The organism is Stenotrophobium rhamnosiphilum (genome assembly GCF_003052265.1).
Classification (GTDB): domain Bacteria; phylum Pseudomonadota; class Gammaproteobacteria; order Nevskiales; family Nevskiaceae; genus Stenotrophobium; species Stenotrophobium rhamnosiphilum.
Genome location: NZ_QANS01000001.1, coordinates 364,839 through 384,381, shown reverse-complemented (window position 1 = coordinate 384,381; position 19,543 = coordinate 364,839). Strand labels below are relative to the sequence as shown.

Here is a 19,543-nt window from a genome sequence, read left to right as displayed (position 1 = left end):
AAATACGTTATAGCGCCGCTTTAGGATGCCGCGTTCAACTTCACCGCAATTTCAGCCACTCGCTTACCCAAAGCCAAAGCCAGTGCTTCTTCATCTTTGCTCAGCGGCTGTGCAGCTTTGCCAGCACCCGCAACGTGCGACGCACCATAAGGCGTACCACCGCGCTCAGTGCTGCTCAATGCAGGCTCGGTATAAGGCAAACCCACCAGCACCATGCCGTGATGAAACAGCGGCGTCATCATCGATAGCAGTGTTGATTCCTGACCACCATGCATCGTGCTGGTGGAGGTGAATACGGCGGCGGGCTTTCCGGCAAGTGTGCCGGAGAGCCAAAGCCCAGACGTGCCATCCAGAAAATACTTCATCGGCGCCGCCATATTGCCGAAGCGCGTGGGGCTACCCATGATCAGGCCAGCGCACTCTTTAAGATCTTTATGCTGCACATACACGGCGCCTTCATCCGGTACGCTGGGCGCGACTTGTTCGGTTTCTGCCGACACCGGCGGCACCGTACGCAAACGCGCACGCACACCTTCCACCGACTCAACGCCACGCGCAATCTGCCGCGCGAGTTTGGCGGTGGAACCGTGGCGGGAATAGAACAGCACAAGGATTTCGGTCATAGCCTGAACTTTAGATCGGGAGAAATTCCCAATTACGTGCATCTATTCTAGTCTGTGTGCAGTTCTGATTTGGTTTGCTCATGCCTCGTTACGCCCAACTGATGATTTTTCTGCCGCTCACGGCCCTGCTGCTGAGCGCCTGCAACCCCGCCATGCGCATCACGCCGCGTAGCCCGGTTGCGAATAATACGTCCGCGCCCCTGCCGCGCATGGCGATAAAACCGTCGGCTTTAACACTGAGCGCTGAAGCCCGTGCCGCCCTGAAGTTGGCAACAGCCCGTGTGGCTGACGCCAAGAAAGGACAGCCCAAATTCGCCGATGCCGATAGCCTGCTAGCACAAGCCCGCGCCGCCGCTGCGCAAGGCAATAGCGCGAGTGTCATTAGCCTCTCCAAACAAGCTTTGTCGCGTGCGGATCTGGTGATGCTGGGCCAATACCAAGGCCGCGCCAGCGCACTGGTGCAAGAGCTCAACGGCACCACGGGCCTTTCTGATACTCAACTCGCACGCATCAAAACGGCGGAGACTGCGCTGTCCAACAATCAGCCGCGCGAGGCTTACGAGATCGCCAGCCGTTTGAGCGATGAGCTAAAGAACAAAGTGAAGAGCCACAAAGTGAATAGTGGCGAATCGCTGTGGACCATCTCCGCACGCGATGACATCTACGCCAACCCATGGCTATGGCCATTGATCTGGCAGGCCAATCGCGAATCACTGAAGAGTCCCGGCAGCGTACGCGCCGGACAAACGCTGAAGATTCGCGCCAATCCCACGGTGGATGAAGTCGTCAACGCCGTGAACTACGCGCATCAAAACAGCGGTACCCGCATCAGCATTGGTGAGGTCAAGGAAGTGGCCCCAGAGTAAGGCCAGCTCGCATCGGCAAGCTGTGCCAACATAGGCCAAAGGACATATCGTTTAAGGAGCGGCACATGCATGCCAACGAAGAACTGATTGCACGCTTTTACACCGCCTTTCAGCAGCGCGATGGCAAAGGCATGACCGCCTGCTATCACCCACAGGTGGAATTCTACGATCCGGTTTTTCAAGAACTCCAAGGCAACCGCGCCAAAGCCATGTGGCTAATGCTGTGCGAGCGCGCCAAAGATCTGAGCATCGAGTTCAGCAAAGTTCACGCCGATAACACCGTTGGCCAAGCCCATTGGGACGCCTGGTATTTATTCAGCGCCACCGGCCGCACCGTTCACAACATCATCGATGCACGCTTCGAGTTCCAAGACGGCCTGATCCGCAAACACATCGACACCTTCGACCTCCACCGCTGGGCCGGACAAGCGCTAGGCCTGAGCGGGAAGCTGCTCGGCGGCACATCGTTTATGCAGAACAAAATTCGTAAGACGGCGCTTGGTGGGCTTGATCTCTATATCAAGAAAGCTGGCGGCTAAGTAAGCGAGGTCATGTGAGCCAGAGCCCTGAGTTATTGCGACGTCTGCTGCGCGCAAAGGATCGAATGGATGGCGCGTCTAATGAAGCGTGGCCGATACGCCGATTGGCGCAAGTGAGCGCCGTCTCTGCGGCGCACTTCGCACGCTCATTTAAAGAAGCCTTCGGCGTACCTCCGCACCGCTATCTGCTCACACGTCGTATCGAGCGAGCCACTGCACTACTCCGCGATACCGATCTACCAATCACGGAAGTCGCTTTTCAAACTGGCTGGAAAAGTCTCGGCACCTTTGGCCGAATCTTCCACGACATTACGGGACAAAGCCCGGGTGCTCTTCGAGTGCGTGAGCAGTTGACTCCGCACAAACATCAACGCGTCCCCGAGTGCGTCACACGTGCGGCACATCGACCAGATCTCAAAATCGCAGTTTCGGAGAAGCGCCGGAAGAAGGCAGCCGGTAAAACAGAACTCCAATCAACGGAGGCTCTATGACTCAAGGTGTAAATGTGGTCGGTCTATACGTTCGGGATCAGGATGAGGCGCTTGCCTTCTACGTCGAGAAACTGGGTTTTCACGTTCACACAGACGTTAAGAACGGCAGTTATCGTTGGCTCACTGTCCAGCATCCGGAGCAGCTCTCATTCCAACTCGGTTTGTTTAAGCCGGGACCGCCAGTACATGACGTCGCGACCGCGCAAACATTGAATGAGGTCGTGGCCAAGGGTGCGATGCCGCCTCTAGTGCTCGTGGTTAACAACTGCCGCGCTGCCTACGCAAAGCTAAGCGCACTTGGAGTGGAGTTCACGCAAGAGCCTGTGGATCGTTACGGTGCCGTGGACGCGGGCTTTCGCGACCCATCAGGCAACGGATGGAAAATGATCGAAGCAACTACCAAACCGCACTCGCAGAAATCGCAATGAACGCACCTCTCTGGATTCGGCAGACACACCGCTGGCTGTCCATCATCTTCACGGCGACCGTCATTGCCAATTTCGCAGCCAGAGCAATAAATCCAGGCGAGCCTCCACCATGGCTTACCTACTCGCCGCTGCCGCCGCTCTTTCTGCTGTTGTTTACTGGCCTCTACCTGTTTGTGCTGCCCTATACGCGTAAGGGGCGTAGCAGGTCATCCGACTGAATATTCGTTTAAGCCGAGTTGCCTTGCGACACGGCTTAAGCTAGGCGCTGGCCACAGGACTGAATAAAGTATTGGCTGGCTTCAAAGGCATTCTAGGAGACCATCAATGTCCCGAACAATTATCATCAGCCTGCCCGTAACCGATCTGAAAGCGTCGAAGGCTTTTTACACTGCACTTGGCTTTAAAAGTAATCCAAAGTTCTCAGGCGACGACTCGGCGTATATGGTTTGGAGCGAAACCATTAGCGTGATGCTTTTGACTCACGAAAAGTGGCGCACATTTACGACCCGCCCGATTCCGCCAAAAACATCCAGTGAGATGGGACTCAATATCTCCTGCGTATCACGCGCAGAAGTTGATGCGATGAACAAAGCCGCTGTCGAACACGGTGGAATCGGCGACATTAATCCCATTGAAGACCACGACTTTATGTATGGCCGTGACTTCACTGATCCAGATGGCCACATTTGGGGAGCGCAGTGGATGGACATGTCTGCGATGCCATCCGGATAAACAATTCATTCGGGCGTGATGCACAAACATGATTGAAACAATCTTCGTTGCCAGCGAAAAGGCCTCGCCTCAGATTGAGGTGAGTGAGATCGCGTTGGTTGCGGGCAAAGGTATTGTGGGCGATCGCAATTTCAATCGCTCTAGATGGCCGGGACAGAACATCACGTTCATAGAGGCTGAGGAAATCGAGGCCTTCAACGCGAAGTACAAGCGATCACTGAGCGTCGGCGAAACGCGCCGCAACATCATCACTCGCTCAGTTAGGCTTAATGATCTCGTGGGCAAGTCGTTCCAAATCGGCGAAGTTGAGTTCTACGGCGTCGAGCTTTGTGAGCCTTGCAAAAAACTTGGCGATCTTCTGGCTACGCGTGAGATGCAATCACACGCCGTGGTCAATGCATGGATTCGCAAGGCAGGGCTTCGAGCCAATGTCATGACGAACGGCATTCTTCGCGTTGGTATGAACTTCGCCGATATCGGCTAATGTGAAAAGCGTGTAGCCTAAAATGCGCTGCATCTGACAGAACTGGCTCGCTTCATAAGGAGATGAACGATGCACACAACTAGCAGTGGAGACGTATCGATTAGCTACGAAGACTCGGGCGCTGGCGAGACCGCGTTTCTCTTTTTGCCGGGCTGGTGCTCTAGCCGCGCGATCTTTGGCGAACTGGCTTCGCGTCTCGCGCCGCGTCATCGTGTGTTGGCGATGGACTGGCGAGGTCATGGCGATTCCAGTTCAAACGAATCTGATTTCGGCGCTGCAGAACTCCTTGCTGATGCGTTGGCGGTGATAGCCGCCAGCGGCGCGAAGCAAATCATCCCCGTCGCAATGTCGCATGCAGGATGGGTCGCCATCGAGTTGCGTCGCCGACTGGGAGCGCGCATTCCAAAACTCGTTGCGATCGACTGGATCGTGACTGATGCACCACCGCCGTTCCTAGGCGCACTGGCGGCGATGCAAGACCCCGCACAGGCGATCCAAGTGCGCGACGGGCTTTTCGCCATGTGGACGGAAGGCGTTGAGCACCCGGGCGTGCTGCGCTTTGTACGCGAGGACATGGGCACTTACGCAGCAAGTATGTGGTCGCGCGCTGGTCGCGAGATTGCTGGCGCATACACGCGTGAGGGCAATCCACTGAAGGCGCTCGCCGCGTTCGTGACTCCTCCTCCAACATTGCATCTCTACGGACAGCCTACTGATCCCGGGTACCTCGGCGCGCAGGAATCATTCGCTGCTGAACATCCGTGGTTTACTGTCCACAGACTTGATGCACGTTCGCACTTCCCAGCCATTGAAGTTACGGAACAAGTGCAGAAGAAAATCGAAGACTTTGTCGCAGCGTAGAACATGATCGAGCATTCAGCACTGCATAGCGATTTGCCGCTAAGCTGCAATCCTAGATTTGTTTGATATCAAGAGATGACATGACCATTGAATCCGAAGAGGATATCGCTGCACTTAAGCGCATCGGCAAAATCGTTTCCTATGTTCTGCAGAAAATGCTCGATGCTGCCGAACCCGGCATGACGACGCGCGAACTGGATTCAGTTGGCGCGAAGTTGCTTGAGAAACACGGCGCGCGATCAGCACCTATCCTCACTTACAACTTCCCCGGCTCAACCTGCATCAGCATCAACGAGGAAGCTGCGCACGGCATCCCCGGTGATCGAGTGATTAAAGCTGGTGACGTATTGAACGTCGATGTTTCCGCTGAACTGGACGGCTATTTCGCTGATACCGGCGGCACCATCGTTGTGCCTCCGACCACGCCAGAAAAGACGCGCCTGTGTCACGCCACTCGCACGGCACTTGATGAAGCGATGAAGAACGTCCGCGCTGGCCAACCCATGAATGGTATTGGCGCTGCCATTGAGCGAACTGCGAAAGCGTTCGGATTCAAGACTCTCCACAACCTTGGCAGCCACGGCGTTGGTCGTGCACTGCATGAAGCCCCTGAATACATCCCCGGCCACTTTGATCCGAAGGACAAGCGCATTTTGAAAGAAGGCATGGTGATCACCATTGAGCCCTTCCTCTCAACAAAGACTCGCATGGTGACCGACGCGCCAGATGGCTGGACGCTGCTTGGTGCGCGCGGAAGCTTGTTCGCCCAATACGAGCACACGATGATTATTACCAAGGGTGAGCCTATCGTCGTCACTCGGCACTGATCATCCAGAGATCAGGTCAGATTTATTTAAGGGCATTGGCCCACCTTAAAGTCATCCCTATACTCGGCACTCCAGATCCATCACAGACAAGGAACGTCAGTCATGAATACACTGTCCCCGGCTCGAATCATGGAAGTTGGTATGGCCTTTTGGCCTGCCAAGGTTTTGCTCTCTGCAGTAGAAGTGGGACTTTTCACGGAGCTTGGCAGCAATGCCAAAACTGCTGATGAGTTGCAAAGCTCTCTTGGTTTGCATCAGCGAGCCAATCCCGATTTCTTTGACACCTTGGTGGCGCTGAAATTTTTAGAGCGTGATGGCGATGGACCTCAGGCGCGATATCGCAATACGGCGGAAACGGCTTTGTTTCTTGATCGGCGCAATCCGCAGTTCTTGGGCGGATTCTTGGAAATGGCTAACGCCCGCCTCTATCCATTTTGGGGTGATCTGACGGATGCACTCCGAACGGGTCGACCACAGAACGAGATCAAATCCACCGGCGCATCAATGTTCGCTGAGCTCTACAGCAAGCCAGAGCGACTTGAGCAATTCATGGATGCGATGAGCGGAATTTCCGCGGGCAATTTTCACGCCTTTGCAGACAAGTTCGATTTCTCTCGCTATCAAACTGTCTGCGACGTAGGCGGCGCGACGGGCCAGTTGTCGATGATTGTGGCTAGCAAGCATCCACATCTTCGATTCACGTCTGCTGATCTTCCGGGCGCAACAAACATCGCGCTGAAAAAAATTGCAGCCGCTGGACTGTCTGATCGCATCACCGCCAAGCCACTAGATTTCTTTGCAGAGTCGATACCCAAAGCCGATGTGATCACGATGGGCCTGATTCTGCACGACTGGAATCTTGAGAAGAAAATGCACCTCATCCGTGCAGCTTACGAAGCTCTACCCAAGGGCGGCGCATTCGTTGTCATTGAAAATCTGATTGACGACGCAAGACGCGAAAATGCTTTCGGACTGATGATGTCGCTCAATATGTTGATCGAGTTTGGCGACGCTTTCGATTACACAGGCGCTGATTTTTCTCGCTGGTGTCGCGAAGCGGGCTTTAGCAAAACAGAGATCATTCCTCTGGGCGGCCCAGCAAGCATCGGTGTGGCTTACAAGTAGGCAGCCACATAGGTGTTGGCGGGCGACTAAATTTATTCAAGCTTGAGAACAAATATGCTCACTCGCCTCGTCGTCTGCTCATTGCTACTGCTGGCAAGCAGCTCTGCGATTGCACAAACTCAATTGCAACTGAATAGCGAAGCGTGTGCTGACTATCAAAAAGCAGATCAGAAACTGAACGCGACGTACCAGCAGATTCTTCAGCAGCACAAAGGGGATGCTGTTTTCATTCGCAAAATGAAAAAGGCTCAACGAGCGTGGCTCGCTTTTAGAGACGCTGAACTTGCTGCGATCTATCCAGCGGCCAACAAGCAAATTGAATACGGCTCCACATATCCGATGTGCAACTGCACCGAGCAGGCGGCCCTGGTGAATCAACGCATCCAACAGTTGAGTGCTTGGCTCAACGCTGAAGAAGGCGATACATGCAGAGGCAGTAGATAATTCAAATTTACCTAGGCTTTTCTCCTTTATTGCACAAAGAATGAAGTGTTTTATCTACAGAACATAGAGTCACTCCTCTAACTGCTGCCACTACACTCAGGTCTTCTCCATCGTGCGAGCAAGACATGTCTGCCACTGCAATATTTCGCCTGAGCTGCTTACGCTTTTTACCCGTTGCAGCACTGAGCCTTGCTGCCGCTTGTGGCAGCAATCCACCCACCATGGGTGATATAGCGCTTGCTCAAGGCAAAGAAGCCGCTGATCTCGGCAAGAAATGGAACCGTGGCACTGAAATGGTTGAGGACGGCCAGGACTTGATCGAGAAAGGCAAAGACCAAATCGAAGACGGCAATGACAATATTGATGAAGGCAGACAGCTCATCACGAAAGGCAAGAAACTCGTTGCCGAGGCAGAAGCAGGCATCAGAGCGCAGCAGCGTGTTTTAGCACCCGTACCGGTGAAGCCTGCAAAGAAGTAAAAATCCATAAAATCGCTCGGAGATTAAATCTCTCTGGAGCCGGGCTTGCGCTGGGGTGATAATCCAGCCATGGAGCCTCTCGCCTTGCTACTGAAAATCTTGCGCTATGTTTGGGCCGCGCCCTGCACAGCAGTTGGGCTTTCTCTAGCGATCATATTGCTCCTCCTCGGCGGCTCCATGCGTGTACGGGGTGGCGTGCTGGAGGTGGCTTTGCGGCGAGGCACACGCCAGCTGCACTTCCCCATCAGTGCAATTACGTTCGGCCATGTGGTGCTGGGCCTGAACGAACAGCTCCTCACTCAACTTCGCACTCATGAGTTTGTGCATGTGCGGCAATACGAGCGCTGGGGCCTGCTGTTCTTCCTCGCCTACCCCGCCTCCAGTCTGTGGCAATGGTTTGTAGGTAAAAACCCATACTGGGACAACCATTTTGAGGTTGAGGCCCGCAGGCTCAGTACGGTTCCTCGCAAGAACCGTCGCGCTTAACAATCCATAACAAATTCGCCCACCTTTCGAGGTGGGGATCGCCGCGCAATGGGACGCTAAACTAGCGACTGAATGCCCCATAACCACACGCGCTTGAATTCTGAGACCTCTCCAGTTTTCTTCACCGCACTGCCTCGTGTTGATGCAGATCGGCGGCTGAATGCGATTGGGGCAACGGTTACGGTGCTGCTGCATGTTTCCTTGTTGGCGCTGATGTTGAGTTCTGCAATGGAGAGCCGCAGCCGCGCGCATGCCTCATCGCAAACACAAGCCATACAGGTGAGTTTGATCAATGAGCAGCAAGCTACGGAGATCACCCCGCCGCAGCCTGTTGAACCTCCGAAAGAGCTGAGCCCTTTGGCGCCAGTGCCAACTCCGTTGCCAGTTCCCAAGCCTGCGACCCAATCTGCTCCAACAAAATCTGCCGCGAAGTCTGCAACTACCAGCAGCACCGCAGCGCCTACGAGCAAAACCAGCAATGACAGCGAAGAAATCGAAGATGTGATCGGCCGCATCCGCGACAACTGGCTAGAGCCTCCGGGCATTAGCAAAACTTTTCGCTGCCGCCTGCGGATTGATTACGTGGTTGGCGGCAAGATTACGGCAGTACATTTTCTGCAAGGATGCGGCGGATTGGCGTTGGATGATTCGGTGAAGCGCGCGATCTGGAAAACTCAATCACTACCCTTACTCGGCGCCAAGCGCGAATCCGGTAGTTTGGAAATAGATTTCACTCCATGAATATTCGCAGTCTTTTTTTTCTTTTGGCGTTTGCCATGACGGCGAACACCGCGACGGCTGCAGATAAATCTGCATCCTGCGTTAGCGATACCAAACGTCTGCCCTCTGGCCTTAACGTCTTGCGCGATTGCAGTGATGCACCCGAGATGATCGCGCTCAGCGGCGGTCGTTATCGCATGGGAGATCTAGTCGGTGATGGTCAGCCTTATGAACGCCCTGCGCATGATGTGCAGATTACGCCACTCGCTGTCGGTCGCTTTGAAGTCACCAATGCCGAGTGGCAAGCCTGCGTGAAAGACGGTGGCTGCACGGCATCACGCACACCGAGCAAAGAACAATTTGCGCGCTATCCGGTCACCGGCATTACCTGGACGCAAGCCAAGGCCTATACCGCCTGGCTTGCAGCGCGCAGCGGCAAACCGTATCGACTGCTGAGCGAAGCCGAGTGGGAATACGCCGCGCGTGGTGGCAACGAAGGTCGTTATTACTGGGGCAGCTTTGATCCCAGCCCCTGCAACTACACCAATCTGATGGACGTCAGCGGCAAACGCGCAGCACCCGAACGTTACTGGGCGGAAAAGTGCGATGACAGTTTTGCAGAAGCCGCGCCCGTCGGCAGCTTTCCACCCAACACTTGGGGCTTGTACGACATGCTCGGCAATGTTTGGGAATGGGTCGGTGATTGTTGGCATGCCGATTACAGCAATGCGCCAAGCGATGGCAGCGTGTGGCTCGCAGATTCTTGTCGCAAACGCGTGAATCGCGGCGGTGGCTGGGGCAACAACGCCAACGCACTGCGACTCTCCAGTCGCGATGCAGATCCTAGCGATACGACCAGCGATGGCCTCGGCTTTCGCGTGGCGCGTGCGCTGAGTAGCAATGAAGCCGCGCAGATGGCGAATGCCACACCGGACAAACGTGTAGAAACAGTCGGCCCCACACTGCTCACCAAGGCGCAGCGTAAGAAGCTAGAAGCTGCCGCTGAGAAATCGCTCTCGCCTGCAACTTCATCTTTAGCAGTCGCAACCTCACTCGCCTTAGAACGCCAACTCGACGTGCGCATCAGCGTTAAAGGCGATCAGGCTTGGAAAAATGTTTTGCAACACTCGCAAGCGACCACTCAACAAGACTATGCCTTGAGCACACGCTTGCGCTCAGATGGCGTGCTGTATGGCGACAACTTGCTCGATCCCAATACTGCAAAGCGATTGTCGATCAAACAGCAATTCCTCGCACGTCGCGGCTTGATGCGACTCAAGGCACAGAACGGCGGAAGACTCCCTCGCACCGCACAAGAACTCGCAGCGCTAGAAGCCAAAACAAAAAACTGCATGCTGGATGATCGCTGCATTGGCGAATCGGTAGAACGCATGGCGGCGGTTTCAGCGTTGCAGAACAACGCGATTGAAGATCTCGAAGCACTGATCATTGCGCCCGCCACCGGCGATGCCGCCCGCTGGTTGTATTTCTTCGGTTATACCGGCTGCCCCAATCGCATACGCATCACCAACGAAACGCATATCGCCGGTGAGCGTGCTTACAACAGCGGCAAAACCAAACTGGTGCCGTGGTCATTGGATCGCAGTGCGGCGAGCGATGGCAGCGCTGAAGATCGCGCAAAACTTTGTCAGCGCTACACCGTTACGGTGGATATCCGCACCGGCGATATCTACGTCGAGAATCTGTTCATCCCATCACCAATGGGTACTAGCGTGATGCGCCGCAATAAGACGACTGAGCGCAGCGATATCGAATTGCCGGTCGCCGCAGAAATGCTGATCTGGTCCGCTGAGCGTGTGAGCCGCACCAAAGAAAGCGCGAGCTTTGCCGCCACACTGCCCGCCAACTCCCCGTTTGATGGCGACTCAACGGTGCTGGGCAGTTTCACCGGTAAATTGGATGTAAAAATGGATTGGTCGTTCAAGCCAGTAGATGGCTCCAAACAGGCCAGCATTCCGCCTTAGCGTTTTATCCCCCTAGTGGGCGGTTGCTATTTAGCGGACCGCTTCATTAGGATGAAGGGACAAGGGACCGCTCACGTAAGCGCCCGATAGAAAAACCTTGGGAGTTGTGCAATGGGGCATCGTTCGTGAACGTGCTGCTCGTCGATGATCACGAGCTATTCAGGTCTGGTCTCAAATTTTTGCTGGCGGATCTTGTCGAGAATATTTCCTTCTTCGAGGCGCCCAGCTGTGCGGTGGCGATTGAGCTTGCCGCAAAGTCCAAATTCGATATCGTTTTACTCGACCTTCACCTGCCAGGAGTTTCCGGCCTCGATGCTTTGGCTTTACTGAGAGAGCGCATCGAAGAAGCCATCATCGTTGTTGTTTCCGCCGAAGAAGATCGTGGCGTGATTCACCAGATCATCGAAGCGGGTGCGGCTGGATACATTCCAAAGGCATCGTCTCACGCCATCATGATGGCGGCCCTGCGTCTGGTTCTTGCGGGTGGCGTTTATCTACCTGCACACACAATTGCCGCGAAGTTGCCATCGCAGGAGTCCAGCACTGAGAACAGCCATCAGACCGCAATCAAGAATCTGACTGAACGCCAAATCGCAACGCTACGAATCGCAATGCAGGGCAAGGCCAACAAAGTCATTGCACGCGAACTGAACATTTCGGAAGCAACCGTCAAAGCACACCTGTCATCCGTGTTCCGTGTGCTTGGCGTAAGGAACCGCACCGAAGCGGTCTTCGCAGCAGCCAAAATCGGACTGTATCTATAAGCGCGTTGTTCCGATCTTGACGATAACCCGCTCTGTCGCTTTGCCGACGGGCCCATCGATTTCGCATGTGAGCTGCCACAACTTGCTCTCAGGCTCTTGCTCCAGCGCAATCATTGCAAAAGCGGATGCATCGAAAAACTTCGATTCAACCTTGCACTGATATTTTCCAGCGTTGTCGCCGCGCTTAAATTCAAATGTCTCATTTGCCATGAAATCTGAACTCGTTGCGTTCGCAAACGGATATGGGGTGTACAAGCCTGGCGCGTGGATAGTCCAGATTGTGACTGGTGCTTTTGCATTGGGGCCATGAAGAGTTGCACTGGAGAATATTCCCAGATGCTCATCGCCTGAGAGAAAGATGGTTTGCGTGATCTGCTGATCCGCGATGAAGCTCAACAGCTCATAGCAGCTGTCCGGGTAACCATCCCATGAATCCGAGCGCAGCGAAGCAGATGCGCTGAGATCAGCCTCGCCATTCGCAAGTAGCGCCGACACGGACTGCCGGTGTCTGGGAAAGAGCAACGCAGGTTCAACAATCAACTTTGGTCGATTTTTGTTGGTGATCAACCAAGCCTTCAGTTCGTTCATATCTTCAGCATCGAACATGCAGGTAGGTTCTTTTGAGCTAGCCGTTCTTCTGTGACGCTTGCTACGCGTATCGAGCATAAAGATCGCCACGCCATTGCGTTCGAATTCGAAACACAGTGATGTGTCCTTGGAGATTTGCTCTGGCAACTTTTCTCCGTCTGGCGCGGTTGCGCGCTGGAACATCAGAAAGCTCTTGATGCCTTCGTTGCAATCGCTTTCTTGCTTCGCAAATGCTGCCTTGGCCAACGCAAGTTCCACTGGCACCCAGCCCGCTTTATTTGGCTTCCCGTTCGAAGGCGGCGAACAGACGGGTTCACAGTTATCGTGAATCTCATGATCATCGAGCATGGTTGCAACCGGCACTCGCTGCATCGACGCCTTGGCATTGAGATTGCTCAACCAGACATCGTAAGGATTGCGATAGCGATCGTAAGCGCGCACCGGATCAAACAAACCCGCAGAAGGATCAACATAAACCTGATCACCGGCGAGGATGATTAACTCCGTTCGAGGACCTTCAGGATTTTCCCTCACCAATCTCGCGTTGAGCCGCTGCCAAGCTTCATCCGCAAGACTGCGATCCAAGATGCCAGGCGCATATTGGCAACTGCCCAGTGCAAGCCTCAGTCCGACACGCTGATCAACAGCTTGTTCGATCAAAACGACTCCAGGCGGTAGACCGCTTGGCCCTTCCTTCATCGATGCACAGAGCTCAATAATGGATTGGTAGACGGCGCTCTTGGAACCCAACGGCATCATCCGCGAATAGATCAGCAACACTGCCAAATATCGAACCTGATATTCCTTGGCCCAACCAGGCACCCGATAGGTATACCAATCCTTGTCAGAATTGCTTGCGTCGAACGGCCGCATGATGATGGATGGGAATGGAACGACTTCGCTTGCACCCAGCTTGTCGAGCACTGTCTGATCGCGCGACCAGACACCATCGTTCTTCATCATCGGCAACATGCAGATGTATTGCGGTGTACCCAAATCAGGCGGCCCACCCATGCCGATCATTACTTGCCCGGCATCTTCACCGACACTTGCGACCGTCAACATGGGGCCCAAGCCGGGCGTCGTTGCAATATCTTTCGGTATTGCGTTCGCAGAAGGCTTGCTGCCTTCGTCAAAAAATGATTTGAGCTTGTCGAAAACCTTTGGTGCTCCGACGCCAATCAGACAATCCTGATGCCCGTGACCTGGAACGACATACTTCTCGAACGTGCAACCGGCATTGCTGAGGGCATCGTCCATTCGATAAATTGTTGCGAGGTCCGCGAGTCCGTTCTGATCGCCATGGATGCTGAGCGTCGGAAATTTCCAGATATCGTGAAGCATGTCGTTGCTGACAAAACGATTGCGCCCTGCCCGATTCGTAATCGTCTGGTAGCGCGAGAAATGAATCACCTGCGCAACCGTTTCAAAGCTGATCGGGCCGAAGAAGTCATCAAGATGATCGAGTGTCTCGTCACTCAGATTCGACAGCTTGAAGGTCATGCCATAGAGCGCATCCATACGATGCCGCGTTCCGAGATATTCTCTTTTCGCCCACGGACGGATTGGATTTTCCTTGATCAACTCATCGTCAGGATATGGAAGCGTTGCAAACAAGCGATCCAGCAAATTCAGCAATAAACCGTCATCCGCCTTGGGTCTGAACGCATAAGACATCGATCCAAGAATTTGTTGAAAGTACGACAAGATATAAGCGCGAAACACATTGGCAGGACTCATCGCCATCACGGGCCCGATCTGCGACAGCGCTACCTTCCGTATGCGTGAAGGCATTGCCATGCGCTCTGCGCGGAATCGATCCACATTGTCCTGTCCGCAAGGCTGCATGACGTCATTCGCGGTTTGATTCGCCGATAACAGCGCCATGCTCAGCATCGCCGAGCTCATGCAGTGTGCAACGATATCCAGCGGCTTCTGTCCGGTGCGCCAGAACACGAAGTCCACCGCTGCCGGAATATCCGCCAAGGCAATCTGCTCGAAGCTCCAAGGTTGCAAGGCGTATGGAAGACCGCAACTGCTGCGTAAATCGAGAACCCAAACATCGCGTCCATCGCTCGCAAGATAAGACGCAAGGCTGGGCTTGAGTGAGGGATGCGCAAAGGTAGTTCCACTCGCGCTATAGCCGTGAATCATCAGTACCGGAGGATTCGCGTTGCTCTCAACTTGATCAATGCTTGCCTGCGAGCGGTAACGCGTCAGTCGAATCTGAACCGGCGCGCCATTGAGCGTATCGACATCTAGCGTATGAATTTCTGGCGCAGGCAATCCCGGCAAGACGCCCGGCAAGCGATTCACTACACGCTCTTTTGGAAGCTCCGGTGCACGCGCATTCCACAGGTGAATCGTGAACAGCATGCGCAAGAGATACGCGCCCAAGGACATCGAATCCATCAGGGCATTGAGCTGATTGCTTTGCGCGGTGAAGCGAAATAGCGGCGCTTGACGAGTGGCGAGGAAGCGTAAGTCCAGCGACAACACCGGTCGCTGACGTTCAATTACCTCCACCGGAAATTTTGTCAGGGTTAACTCTTGCAGCTGACGCCAGAGATTGCTTGGTCGCGCATACGTAATGCGCTTGGCGCCAAAAATTTCTTTCCCTTCCAGCTTAAGATCAAGTTTAGGTTTGTCTTTGTTGGTGGATGGTCGTGAAGCGCCCAGCTTCAAGGCATAGTCCAAGCGTCTGACTTCACCTGCGTGACTGGCTATTTGAAATGCCCCAGATACACGCGCGCAAATACCGGGCCCAGTGGGCAAGTAGCCACCACAGCGTTGCTTGATCCAAGTGACTGCCGCTTGATAGGAGTCACGAAATCCGCGGGAAAACATCCATGAAACGAATCCACGCCGGATACGCTGCCAACTCGTCGTTGCTTCGCGCTTGAATATCGTCAGCGAGCCGGTGAGTGGATAGATATCTGCAAGCGCGTCGAATTCTTCGGGACGCTCTTCAGGCAGCAGATCACCGCACTTCAAGCGCGTCCACTGGTCCCCGTTGAAATCGCTCTTGCGATAAATGCGCAACAGGCTTTCTAGTCCGTCATCACCAACGCCCAGCTTGAGAACCGCATCACTCAGCGAGCCCTGTGCGTTCTTTGATCGAAATAGATTTTCGAGCGTGACGTCGGGATAGGCCAACGTGAGCTCAATCCAGTATTCATCTGCTTTTCCATTCGCGCCGATGAATGGCGCAGCTCCGGAAAGACGCTCCTGAAACTCGGCGCGTGTCTTGGTTGGCGCCTGACCAAGCGTCTGGCCAATCACCTCTGGATTGGGAAGCGTTGGGCGTGGGCCCAACTCAACTGCAGCTCCCTTTCCTGCTGGCTCGGTGAAACCCCAATCGGCCTTGTGCTTCTGTATTGCACGCAGCGACATCGCTGCGATGGTCAGTGCGGGATTGGTCCCTAGAGCAGACGGAATGATTGAACCGTCGAGTACGACCAGCCCTGAGAAAAGATCGCCATCGCGCTTAAACACTTGACCGAAAGAATTAACGACACCATCGGCAGCAGTGTCTGCCATTGCGCAGCCACCAAGCGGATGCACGGTCAGTACAGGGCCACGCGCATCATCAATAAAAGATTTCAGTGCCGCAGGCACTAGGTTCAATAACGGATTGGCAATCGTGCGCCCATCGCGATTGGCGCTCTTGGAGAATTCGGCGATCTGCTGCGCTTGCGCTTCAAACAGTGGATGGCGCTTTGCCTCAGGCCAACTGATGCTGAGAAAGCCATCGCCATCATTAGCGCCAATAGCGTCGACCAATCTCAACGTTCCCGCGGCACCGTCATCACCCATCGATGCGAACAAGGAAGTGCGCTTGATCTTGCGCGCGCTCACAGCATAAGGATCGTCATCAGGATGGCCGTCCTTGTGGTCCAGATCATCTACCGTCACCAGCGATTCCAGCGTATCGGCAAAGGTGACGCTTTCTTCAAACAAGCGGCGCAGCGGTCCCGGCACCGCCAATTCTTCAATCACCATATTGTGGGAAGCGTGTGGTGCCTTGGCCTTGATCTCCGCATCCACGATGCCAGTGATGGTGGACCCTACCATTCTCACAACGGGATGAACGTCTTCATCGGCCACTGCGTTGGCATCACCATGGTCATAACCCAGCGTGAGATTGTCTCCGTTGGCAGAGAACCGTTTGCCGAGTTGCGTGGAGAACAACAATTTTTCTGGGCAGTGCTGTTGTGATCGCAGCAGAATTTCGCTGCTTCCCAAGGTGCCCGCAGCCAATATCAGTTTGCTAGTCGTAATCCATCGCGCAGCGCCTTCGGCGAGTCGTCGGGACACATCGGTGTGCGTGACCAGTACGCGCCAGCCATCGAACTCCGTCGGTTCGATCCGCAGCACGGTTGCGCCGCAATACAATTTGGCCCCCGCAACAAATGCGCTGACCAAAAGATTGGTGTCCAGCGATTCCTTCGCGCCGTAGTTGCAGCCGGTCGCACAATCACCACAGAGCTTGCAGGCATTGAGTCGTACGCCGCCAGAAGTGAGGCGCTCAGACATTGCGACCGTAATTGCTGCCTCACGAAAGTTTTTTGAATTTCCGGATTCTGATTGCCGATTTTCGAGCAACTTCAGCGCTTGTGTCTTTTGCAGACCAGACGTTGAAACAGCGGCATGCTGGCTGATTGTGTTGTTGACACCGTTGACGGTACCGCCGAGCAAACGCTTCGCCTTGAAGTAATACATCGCGCGCAAATTTTCATCACGCAAGGACTTCGGCCAGCGCTGATTGAATACCGCGGCATCAGGAATTTCCATCACGCCCGCGTTGATCAGCGAGCCACCGCCCAAGCCATTGGCAATGATTGCGGATACATCGGCCCCGCCACGAATATCAAACAGTCCTTCGCCCGCACGACCCAGTGCACCAAGGCCGCCACGAATATGCGTAGGCAAATCCGCCATCTTTGATGGGAAAGCGCCGGGCAGATATTCACGACCGCGCTCAAGAACAGCGATATTCAAACGCCTACCGTTGGATGTGCAGCCCGCTAATTCCGCAGCAGCAATCGAAGCTCCGTAACCACTGCCAACAATCAGAACATCAAAGTCCGGCGTCTTGCCGCTGATGTGATCGCTATCGGTGGAAAGGTTTTGAATGAGCTCAGAGAATTCGCGTGAGATCCAGCGTGTAGTGCCAGCGCTCGGCGTTTGAACCCAATCACTCATTGCTCGACGGCTTTCATGATGTGACGCAATAAATCAGCGGACGCCAACGGCTTATGAAGCAGTTCAATGCCAGCGTCGTGGGCTTCGCGCAGTCTTGCTGGTTCAGTATCGCCGCTGATCAAAAAAGCGGGCAGATCTGGCCAGATCGTGCGAACACTCTGGATCGCTTGCAGGCCATTGTCCGTACCTCTCAAGCGAAAATCCGCGAGCACAATCGAAGGCTTATAAGTACGGCAGAGCTCGACGGCTGTGACGGTTGATTCACAGGTGACCACGCCAAAGCCCAGTTCTTCAAGAACCGTCTGCATCACCTGACGAATAATGGGTGCGTCATCAATCACCAGCACCTGCACGTTTGTGGACTTAACCTGTGATTCCATCGCCGGTAATGCCATGACTGATTCCTCTTTGTTTGCACGTGGAATATCTAAGGAGAACTGACTGCCGCTGCCAGGCTGGGACTCGATCTCGACGCCCAACTCCAACAATTTGGCGAGACGCCTGACAATCGCCAGACCGAGGCCGAGGCCTCTGGAACCATCTCTCTCGGGGTTATCGAACTGGTAGAACTCTTCGAATATTCGTTTGTGCTCAGCAGCCGGAATGCCGATGCCGCTATCTTTCACGCGCACACGCCAGGATTGGTTCTGCTGAATAACGACAATCTCGACGGAGCCACGGTCGGTATATTTGATGGCATTCGAAATCAGGTTTCGCAGAATTCTCTGCAACAACATCGGATCGGTCCGCACGTAAGCATCGACACTGCAGTGCAGCGTCATTCTCAAAGACTTGGACTTGGCCTGTGGCAAGAATTCCTGCACAAGCTGCTGCAGCGAGTCATGCAGCTGCACAACAGAAATTGATTTGGCGACGACGCCAGCATCCAGCCGAGAAATATCAAGAAGGCCGTCTAATTGCGACGTGAGCGCGGTGATGCTCTTGTCGATCTGCCGCGCAATGACCGCGCTACGCTCATCGAGATTGCGCATGAGCAGACTGCCACTAAACAGCGACAGCGCATGAATCGGTTGGCGCAGATCATGGCTAGCTGATGCAAGAAATTGCGTCTTCGCATGATTGGCAGTTTCGGCATCTTGCAGCGCGACGGTTAACTGCTTATTCAGCTCAATGACCTGAACGCGGTTGTTATAAGAATCCAGAAAAGCTGCAAACGTGCCCTTGGCGTGCCCGAGCATCGATATCAGATAGACGATCGCAAGGCCGACAAACAACATGCGCTCATAGAACGCAACTTGAAGGTTTGCTGAAATGGACCACACCAACGCAATCGGCCCTAATGTGACGATGGCGTATGGCGCGAAGATCCGACGGAATCCAGCAGTTGCAGAAACAGTCGCACTGCAAATCCCCACGTTATAAATCGTGAGCACCGCACCAATGGTGACAGGCACAAACGGGAATACGTAGATCAATGAAGCCAGCAGCAATCCACGCAAGCCAAAAGATATGGCGGCAATGGTCAGCTTGGAATCTTCCGAACGGTGATCTGGCTTTAACAGACCAGACAGAACACGTGAATGGAGAACCGTCGTTAGAACAACCAGCACCAGCCAAGCCAGTGGAAGCGTGATCTGCACATAAGGCATCACCAACGCTGCAACGGCCACCGCTGAGACGCATACAGAAACAGACACTCTGCGTGCCTGTTCAGCAATCAATAAAAGCAGCTCCCCATTCAGAGAACGCAGGCTAGTGCCTAACTGATCCTTCTGAAGGCCAGCATCGCTGATCGCCCCCATAACGCCCCTTATGTTTTTCTTTGTTTACATAAGGTAGGCGATTTACGCTGGCGGCGATATTAGCTAGTTGGCTAGTTCCGCCATCTCACGCCAAGCCATGGGCCGGGGTCCGTGCCCTTGGACTACGACTTTT

19 protein-coding genes are annotated in these 19,543 nt (G+C 54.3%); 16 read left to right on the top strand and 3 right to left on the bottom strand.

Annotated features, from left to right (window positions below):
• Positions 1-20: 20 nt before the first annotated feature.
• Complete coding sequence (gene wrbA, locus CJD38_RS01800; protein ID WP_107938580.1) at positions 21-623, bottom strand: NAD(P)H:quinone oxidoreductase; 603 nt, start codon at positions 621-623, stop codon at positions 21-23.
• Positions 624-703: 80 nt separating this feature from the next.
• On the opposite strand from wrbA, the gene CJD38_RS01795 reads away from it, so the two are divergent.
• From CJD38_RS01795 to CJD38_RS01720, 16 genes are all read left to right on the top strand, one after another.
• A complete protein-coding gene (locus CJD38_RS01795) occupies positions 704-1,489 on the top strand; it encodes a LysM peptidoglycan-binding domain-containing protein (protein ID WP_107938579.1) in 786 nt (261 codons plus the stop codon).
• Between the two features lie 65 nt (positions 1,490-1,554).
• Positions 1,555-2,028, top strand: a complete 474-nt coding sequence (locus tag CJD38_RS01790; protein ID WP_107938578.1) for a nuclear transport factor 2 family protein — start codon at positions 1,555-1,557, stop codon at positions 2,026-2,028.
• Positions 2,029-2,042: 14 nt separating this feature from the next.
• Entirely contained in the window at positions 2,043-2,519 is a 477-nt protein-coding gene (locus tag CJD38_RS01785; RefSeq protein ID WP_206362845.1) for a helix-turn-helix transcriptional regulator, read from the top strand.
• Entirely contained in the window at positions 2,516-2,947 is a 432-nt protein-coding gene (locus CJD38_RS01780; RefSeq protein WP_107938576.1) for a VOC family protein, read from the top strand. Before CJD38_RS01785 ends, CJD38_RS01780 begins: the two co-directional genes overlap by 4 nt.
• Complete coding sequence (locus tag CJD38_RS18845) at positions 2,944-3,165, top strand: hypothetical protein (protein WP_107938575.1); 222 nt, start codon at positions 2,944-2,946, stop codon at positions 3,163-3,165. The genes CJD38_RS01780 and CJD38_RS18845 overlap by 4 nt, the downstream gene beginning before the upstream one ends.
• A 106-nt stretch (positions 3,166-3,271) precedes the next feature.
• Positions 3,272-3,679, top strand: a complete 408-nt coding sequence (locus CJD38_RS01770; RefSeq protein WP_107938574.1) for a VOC family protein — start codon at positions 3,272-3,274, stop codon at positions 3,677-3,679.
• 28 nt (positions 3,680-3,707) lie between these two features.
• Positions 3,708-4,163, top strand: coding sequence for an MOSC domain-containing protein (locus CJD38_RS01765; protein ID WP_107938573.1), 456 nt, complete (start codon positions 3,708-3,710; stop codon positions 4,161-4,163).
• Positions 4,164-4,232: 69 nt separating this feature from the next.
• Positions 4,233-5,024 (top strand): alpha/beta fold hydrolase, encoded by a 792-nt coding sequence (locus tag CJD38_RS01760; protein ID WP_107938572.1) that lies wholly within the window; start codon positions 4,233-4,235, stop codon positions 5,022-5,024.
• Positions 5,025-5,104: 80 nt separating this feature from the next.
• Complete coding sequence (gene map / locus CJD38_RS01755; protein ID WP_107938571.1) at positions 5,105-5,851, top strand: type I methionyl aminopeptidase; 747 nt, start codon at positions 5,105-5,107, stop codon at positions 5,849-5,851.
• Positions 5,852-5,953: 102 nt separating this feature from the next.
• Positions 5,954-6,976 (top strand): methyltransferase, encoded by a 1,023-nt coding sequence (locus CJD38_RS01750; RefSeq protein WP_107938570.1) that lies wholly within the window; start codon positions 5,954-5,956, stop codon positions 6,974-6,976.
• Positions 6,977-7,030: 54 nt separating this feature from the next.
• Positions 7,031-7,420 carry a lysozyme inhibitor LprI family protein gene (locus tag CJD38_RS01745; RefSeq protein WP_107938569.1) on the top strand — a complete coding sequence of 130 codons (390 nt, stop codon included), beginning with the start codon at positions 7,031-7,033 and terminating at the stop codon, positions 7,418-7,420.
• Between the two features lie 125 nt (positions 7,421-7,545).
• Positions 7,546-7,899 carry a hypothetical protein gene (locus tag CJD38_RS01740; protein ID WP_107938568.1) on the top strand — a complete coding sequence of 118 codons (354 nt, stop codon included), beginning with the start codon at positions 7,546-7,548 and terminating at the stop codon, positions 7,897-7,899.
• A gap of 84 nt (positions 7,900-7,983) precedes the next feature.
• The gene (locus CJD38_RS01735; RefSeq protein WP_206362844.1) at positions 7,984-8,385 is read left to right on the top strand and encodes a hypothetical protein; all 402 of its coding nucleotides are present in this window, start codon (positions 7,984-7,986) and stop codon (positions 8,383-8,385) included.
• 72 nt (positions 8,386-8,457) lie between these two features.
• A complete protein-coding gene (locus CJD38_RS01730; protein WP_107938566.1) occupies positions 8,458-9,126 on the top strand; it encodes a TonB C-terminal domain-containing protein in 669 nt (222 codons plus the stop codon).
• A gap of 35 nt (positions 9,127-9,161) precedes the next feature.
• Positions 9,162-11,090: a formylglycine-generating enzyme family protein gene (locus CJD38_RS01725; protein WP_240625582.1), complete on the top strand. Its 1,929-nt coding sequence runs from the start codon at positions 9,162-9,164 to the stop codon at positions 11,088-11,090.
• A gap of 125 nt (positions 11,091-11,215) precedes the next feature.
• Positions 11,216-11,854, top strand: coding sequence for a response regulator (locus CJD38_RS01720; RefSeq protein ID WP_146165896.1), 639 nt, complete (start codon positions 11,216-11,218; stop codon positions 11,852-11,854).
• On the opposite strand, the gene CJD38_RS01715 is transcribed toward CJD38_RS01720, so the two are convergent.
• Positions 11,849-17,647 (bottom strand): alpha/beta fold hydrolase, encoded by a 5,799-nt coding sequence (locus tag CJD38_RS01715; protein ID WP_107938563.1) that lies wholly within the window; start codon positions 17,645-17,647, stop codon positions 11,849-11,851. The two genes, CJD38_RS01720 and CJD38_RS01715, sit on opposite strands and share 6 nt — an antisense overlap.
• The gene (locus tag CJD38_RS01710) at positions 17,644-19,305 is read right to left on the bottom strand and encodes an ATP-binding response regulator (protein WP_161554128.1); all 1,662 of its coding nucleotides are present in this window, start codon (positions 19,303-19,305) and stop codon (positions 17,644-17,646) included. The genes CJD38_RS01715 and CJD38_RS01710 overlap by 4 nt, the downstream gene beginning before the upstream one ends.
• Between the last annotated feature and the right edge of the window lie 238 nt (positions 19,306-19,543).

What these genes read in the sequence shown, in the direction of transcription:
- wrbA (WP_107938580.1), bottom strand. Translation starts at nt 623, where the DNA reads ATGACCGAAATCCTTGTGCTGTTCTATTCCCGCCACGGTTCCACCGCC.
- CJD38_RS01795 (WP_107938579.1), top strand. Translation starts at nt 704, where the DNA reads ATGCCTCGTTACGCCCAACTGATGATTTTTCTGCCGCTCACGGCCCTG.
- CJD38_RS01790 (WP_107938578.1), top strand. Translation starts at nt 1,555, where the DNA reads ATGCATGCCAACGAAGAACTGATTGCACGCTTTTACACCGCCTTTCAG.
- CJD38_RS01780 (WP_107938576.1), top strand. Translation starts at nt 2,516, where the DNA reads ATGACTCAAGGTGTAAATGTGGTCGGTCTATACGTTCGGGATCAGGAT.
- CJD38_RS18845 (WP_107938575.1), top strand. Translation starts at nt 2,944, where the DNA reads ATGAACGCACCTCTCTGGATTCGGCAGACACACCGCTGGCTGTCCATC.
- CJD38_RS01770 (WP_107938574.1), top strand. Translation starts at nt 3,272, where the DNA reads ATGTCCCGAACAATTATCATCAGCCTGCCCGTAACCGATCTGAAAGCG.
- CJD38_RS01765 (WP_107938573.1), top strand. Translation starts at nt 3,708, where the DNA reads ATGATTGAAACAATCTTCGTTGCCAGCGAAAAGGCCTCGCCTCAGATT.
- CJD38_RS01760 (WP_107938572.1), top strand. Translation starts at nt 4,233, where the DNA reads ATGCACACAACTAGCAGTGGAGACGTATCGATTAGCTACGAAGACTCG.
- map (WP_107938571.1), top strand. Translation starts at nt 5,105, where the DNA reads ATGACCATTGAATCCGAAGAGGATATCGCTGCACTTAAGCGCATCGGC.
- CJD38_RS01750 (WP_107938570.1), top strand. Translation starts at nt 5,954, where the DNA reads ATGAATACACTGTCCCCGGCTCGAATCATGGAAGTTGGTATGGCCTTT.
- CJD38_RS01745 (WP_107938569.1), top strand. Translation starts at nt 7,031, where the DNA reads ATGCTCACTCGCCTCGTCGTCTGCTCATTGCTACTGCTGGCAAGCAGC.
- CJD38_RS01740 (WP_107938568.1), top strand. Translation starts at nt 7,546, where the DNA reads ATGTCTGCCACTGCAATATTTCGCCTGAGCTGCTTACGCTTTTTACCC.
- CJD38_RS01730 (WP_107938566.1), top strand. Translation starts at nt 8,458, where the DNA reads ATGCCCCATAACCACACGCGCTTGAATTCTGAGACCTCTCCAGTTTTC.
- CJD38_RS01725 (WP_240625582.1), top strand. Translation starts at nt 9,162, where the DNA reads ATGACGGCGAACACCGCGACGGCTGCAGATAAATCTGCATCCTGCGTT.
- CJD38_RS01715 (WP_107938563.1), bottom strand. Translation starts at nt 17,647, where the DNA reads ATGAGTGATTGGGTTCAAACGCCGAGCGCTGGCACTACACGCTGGATC.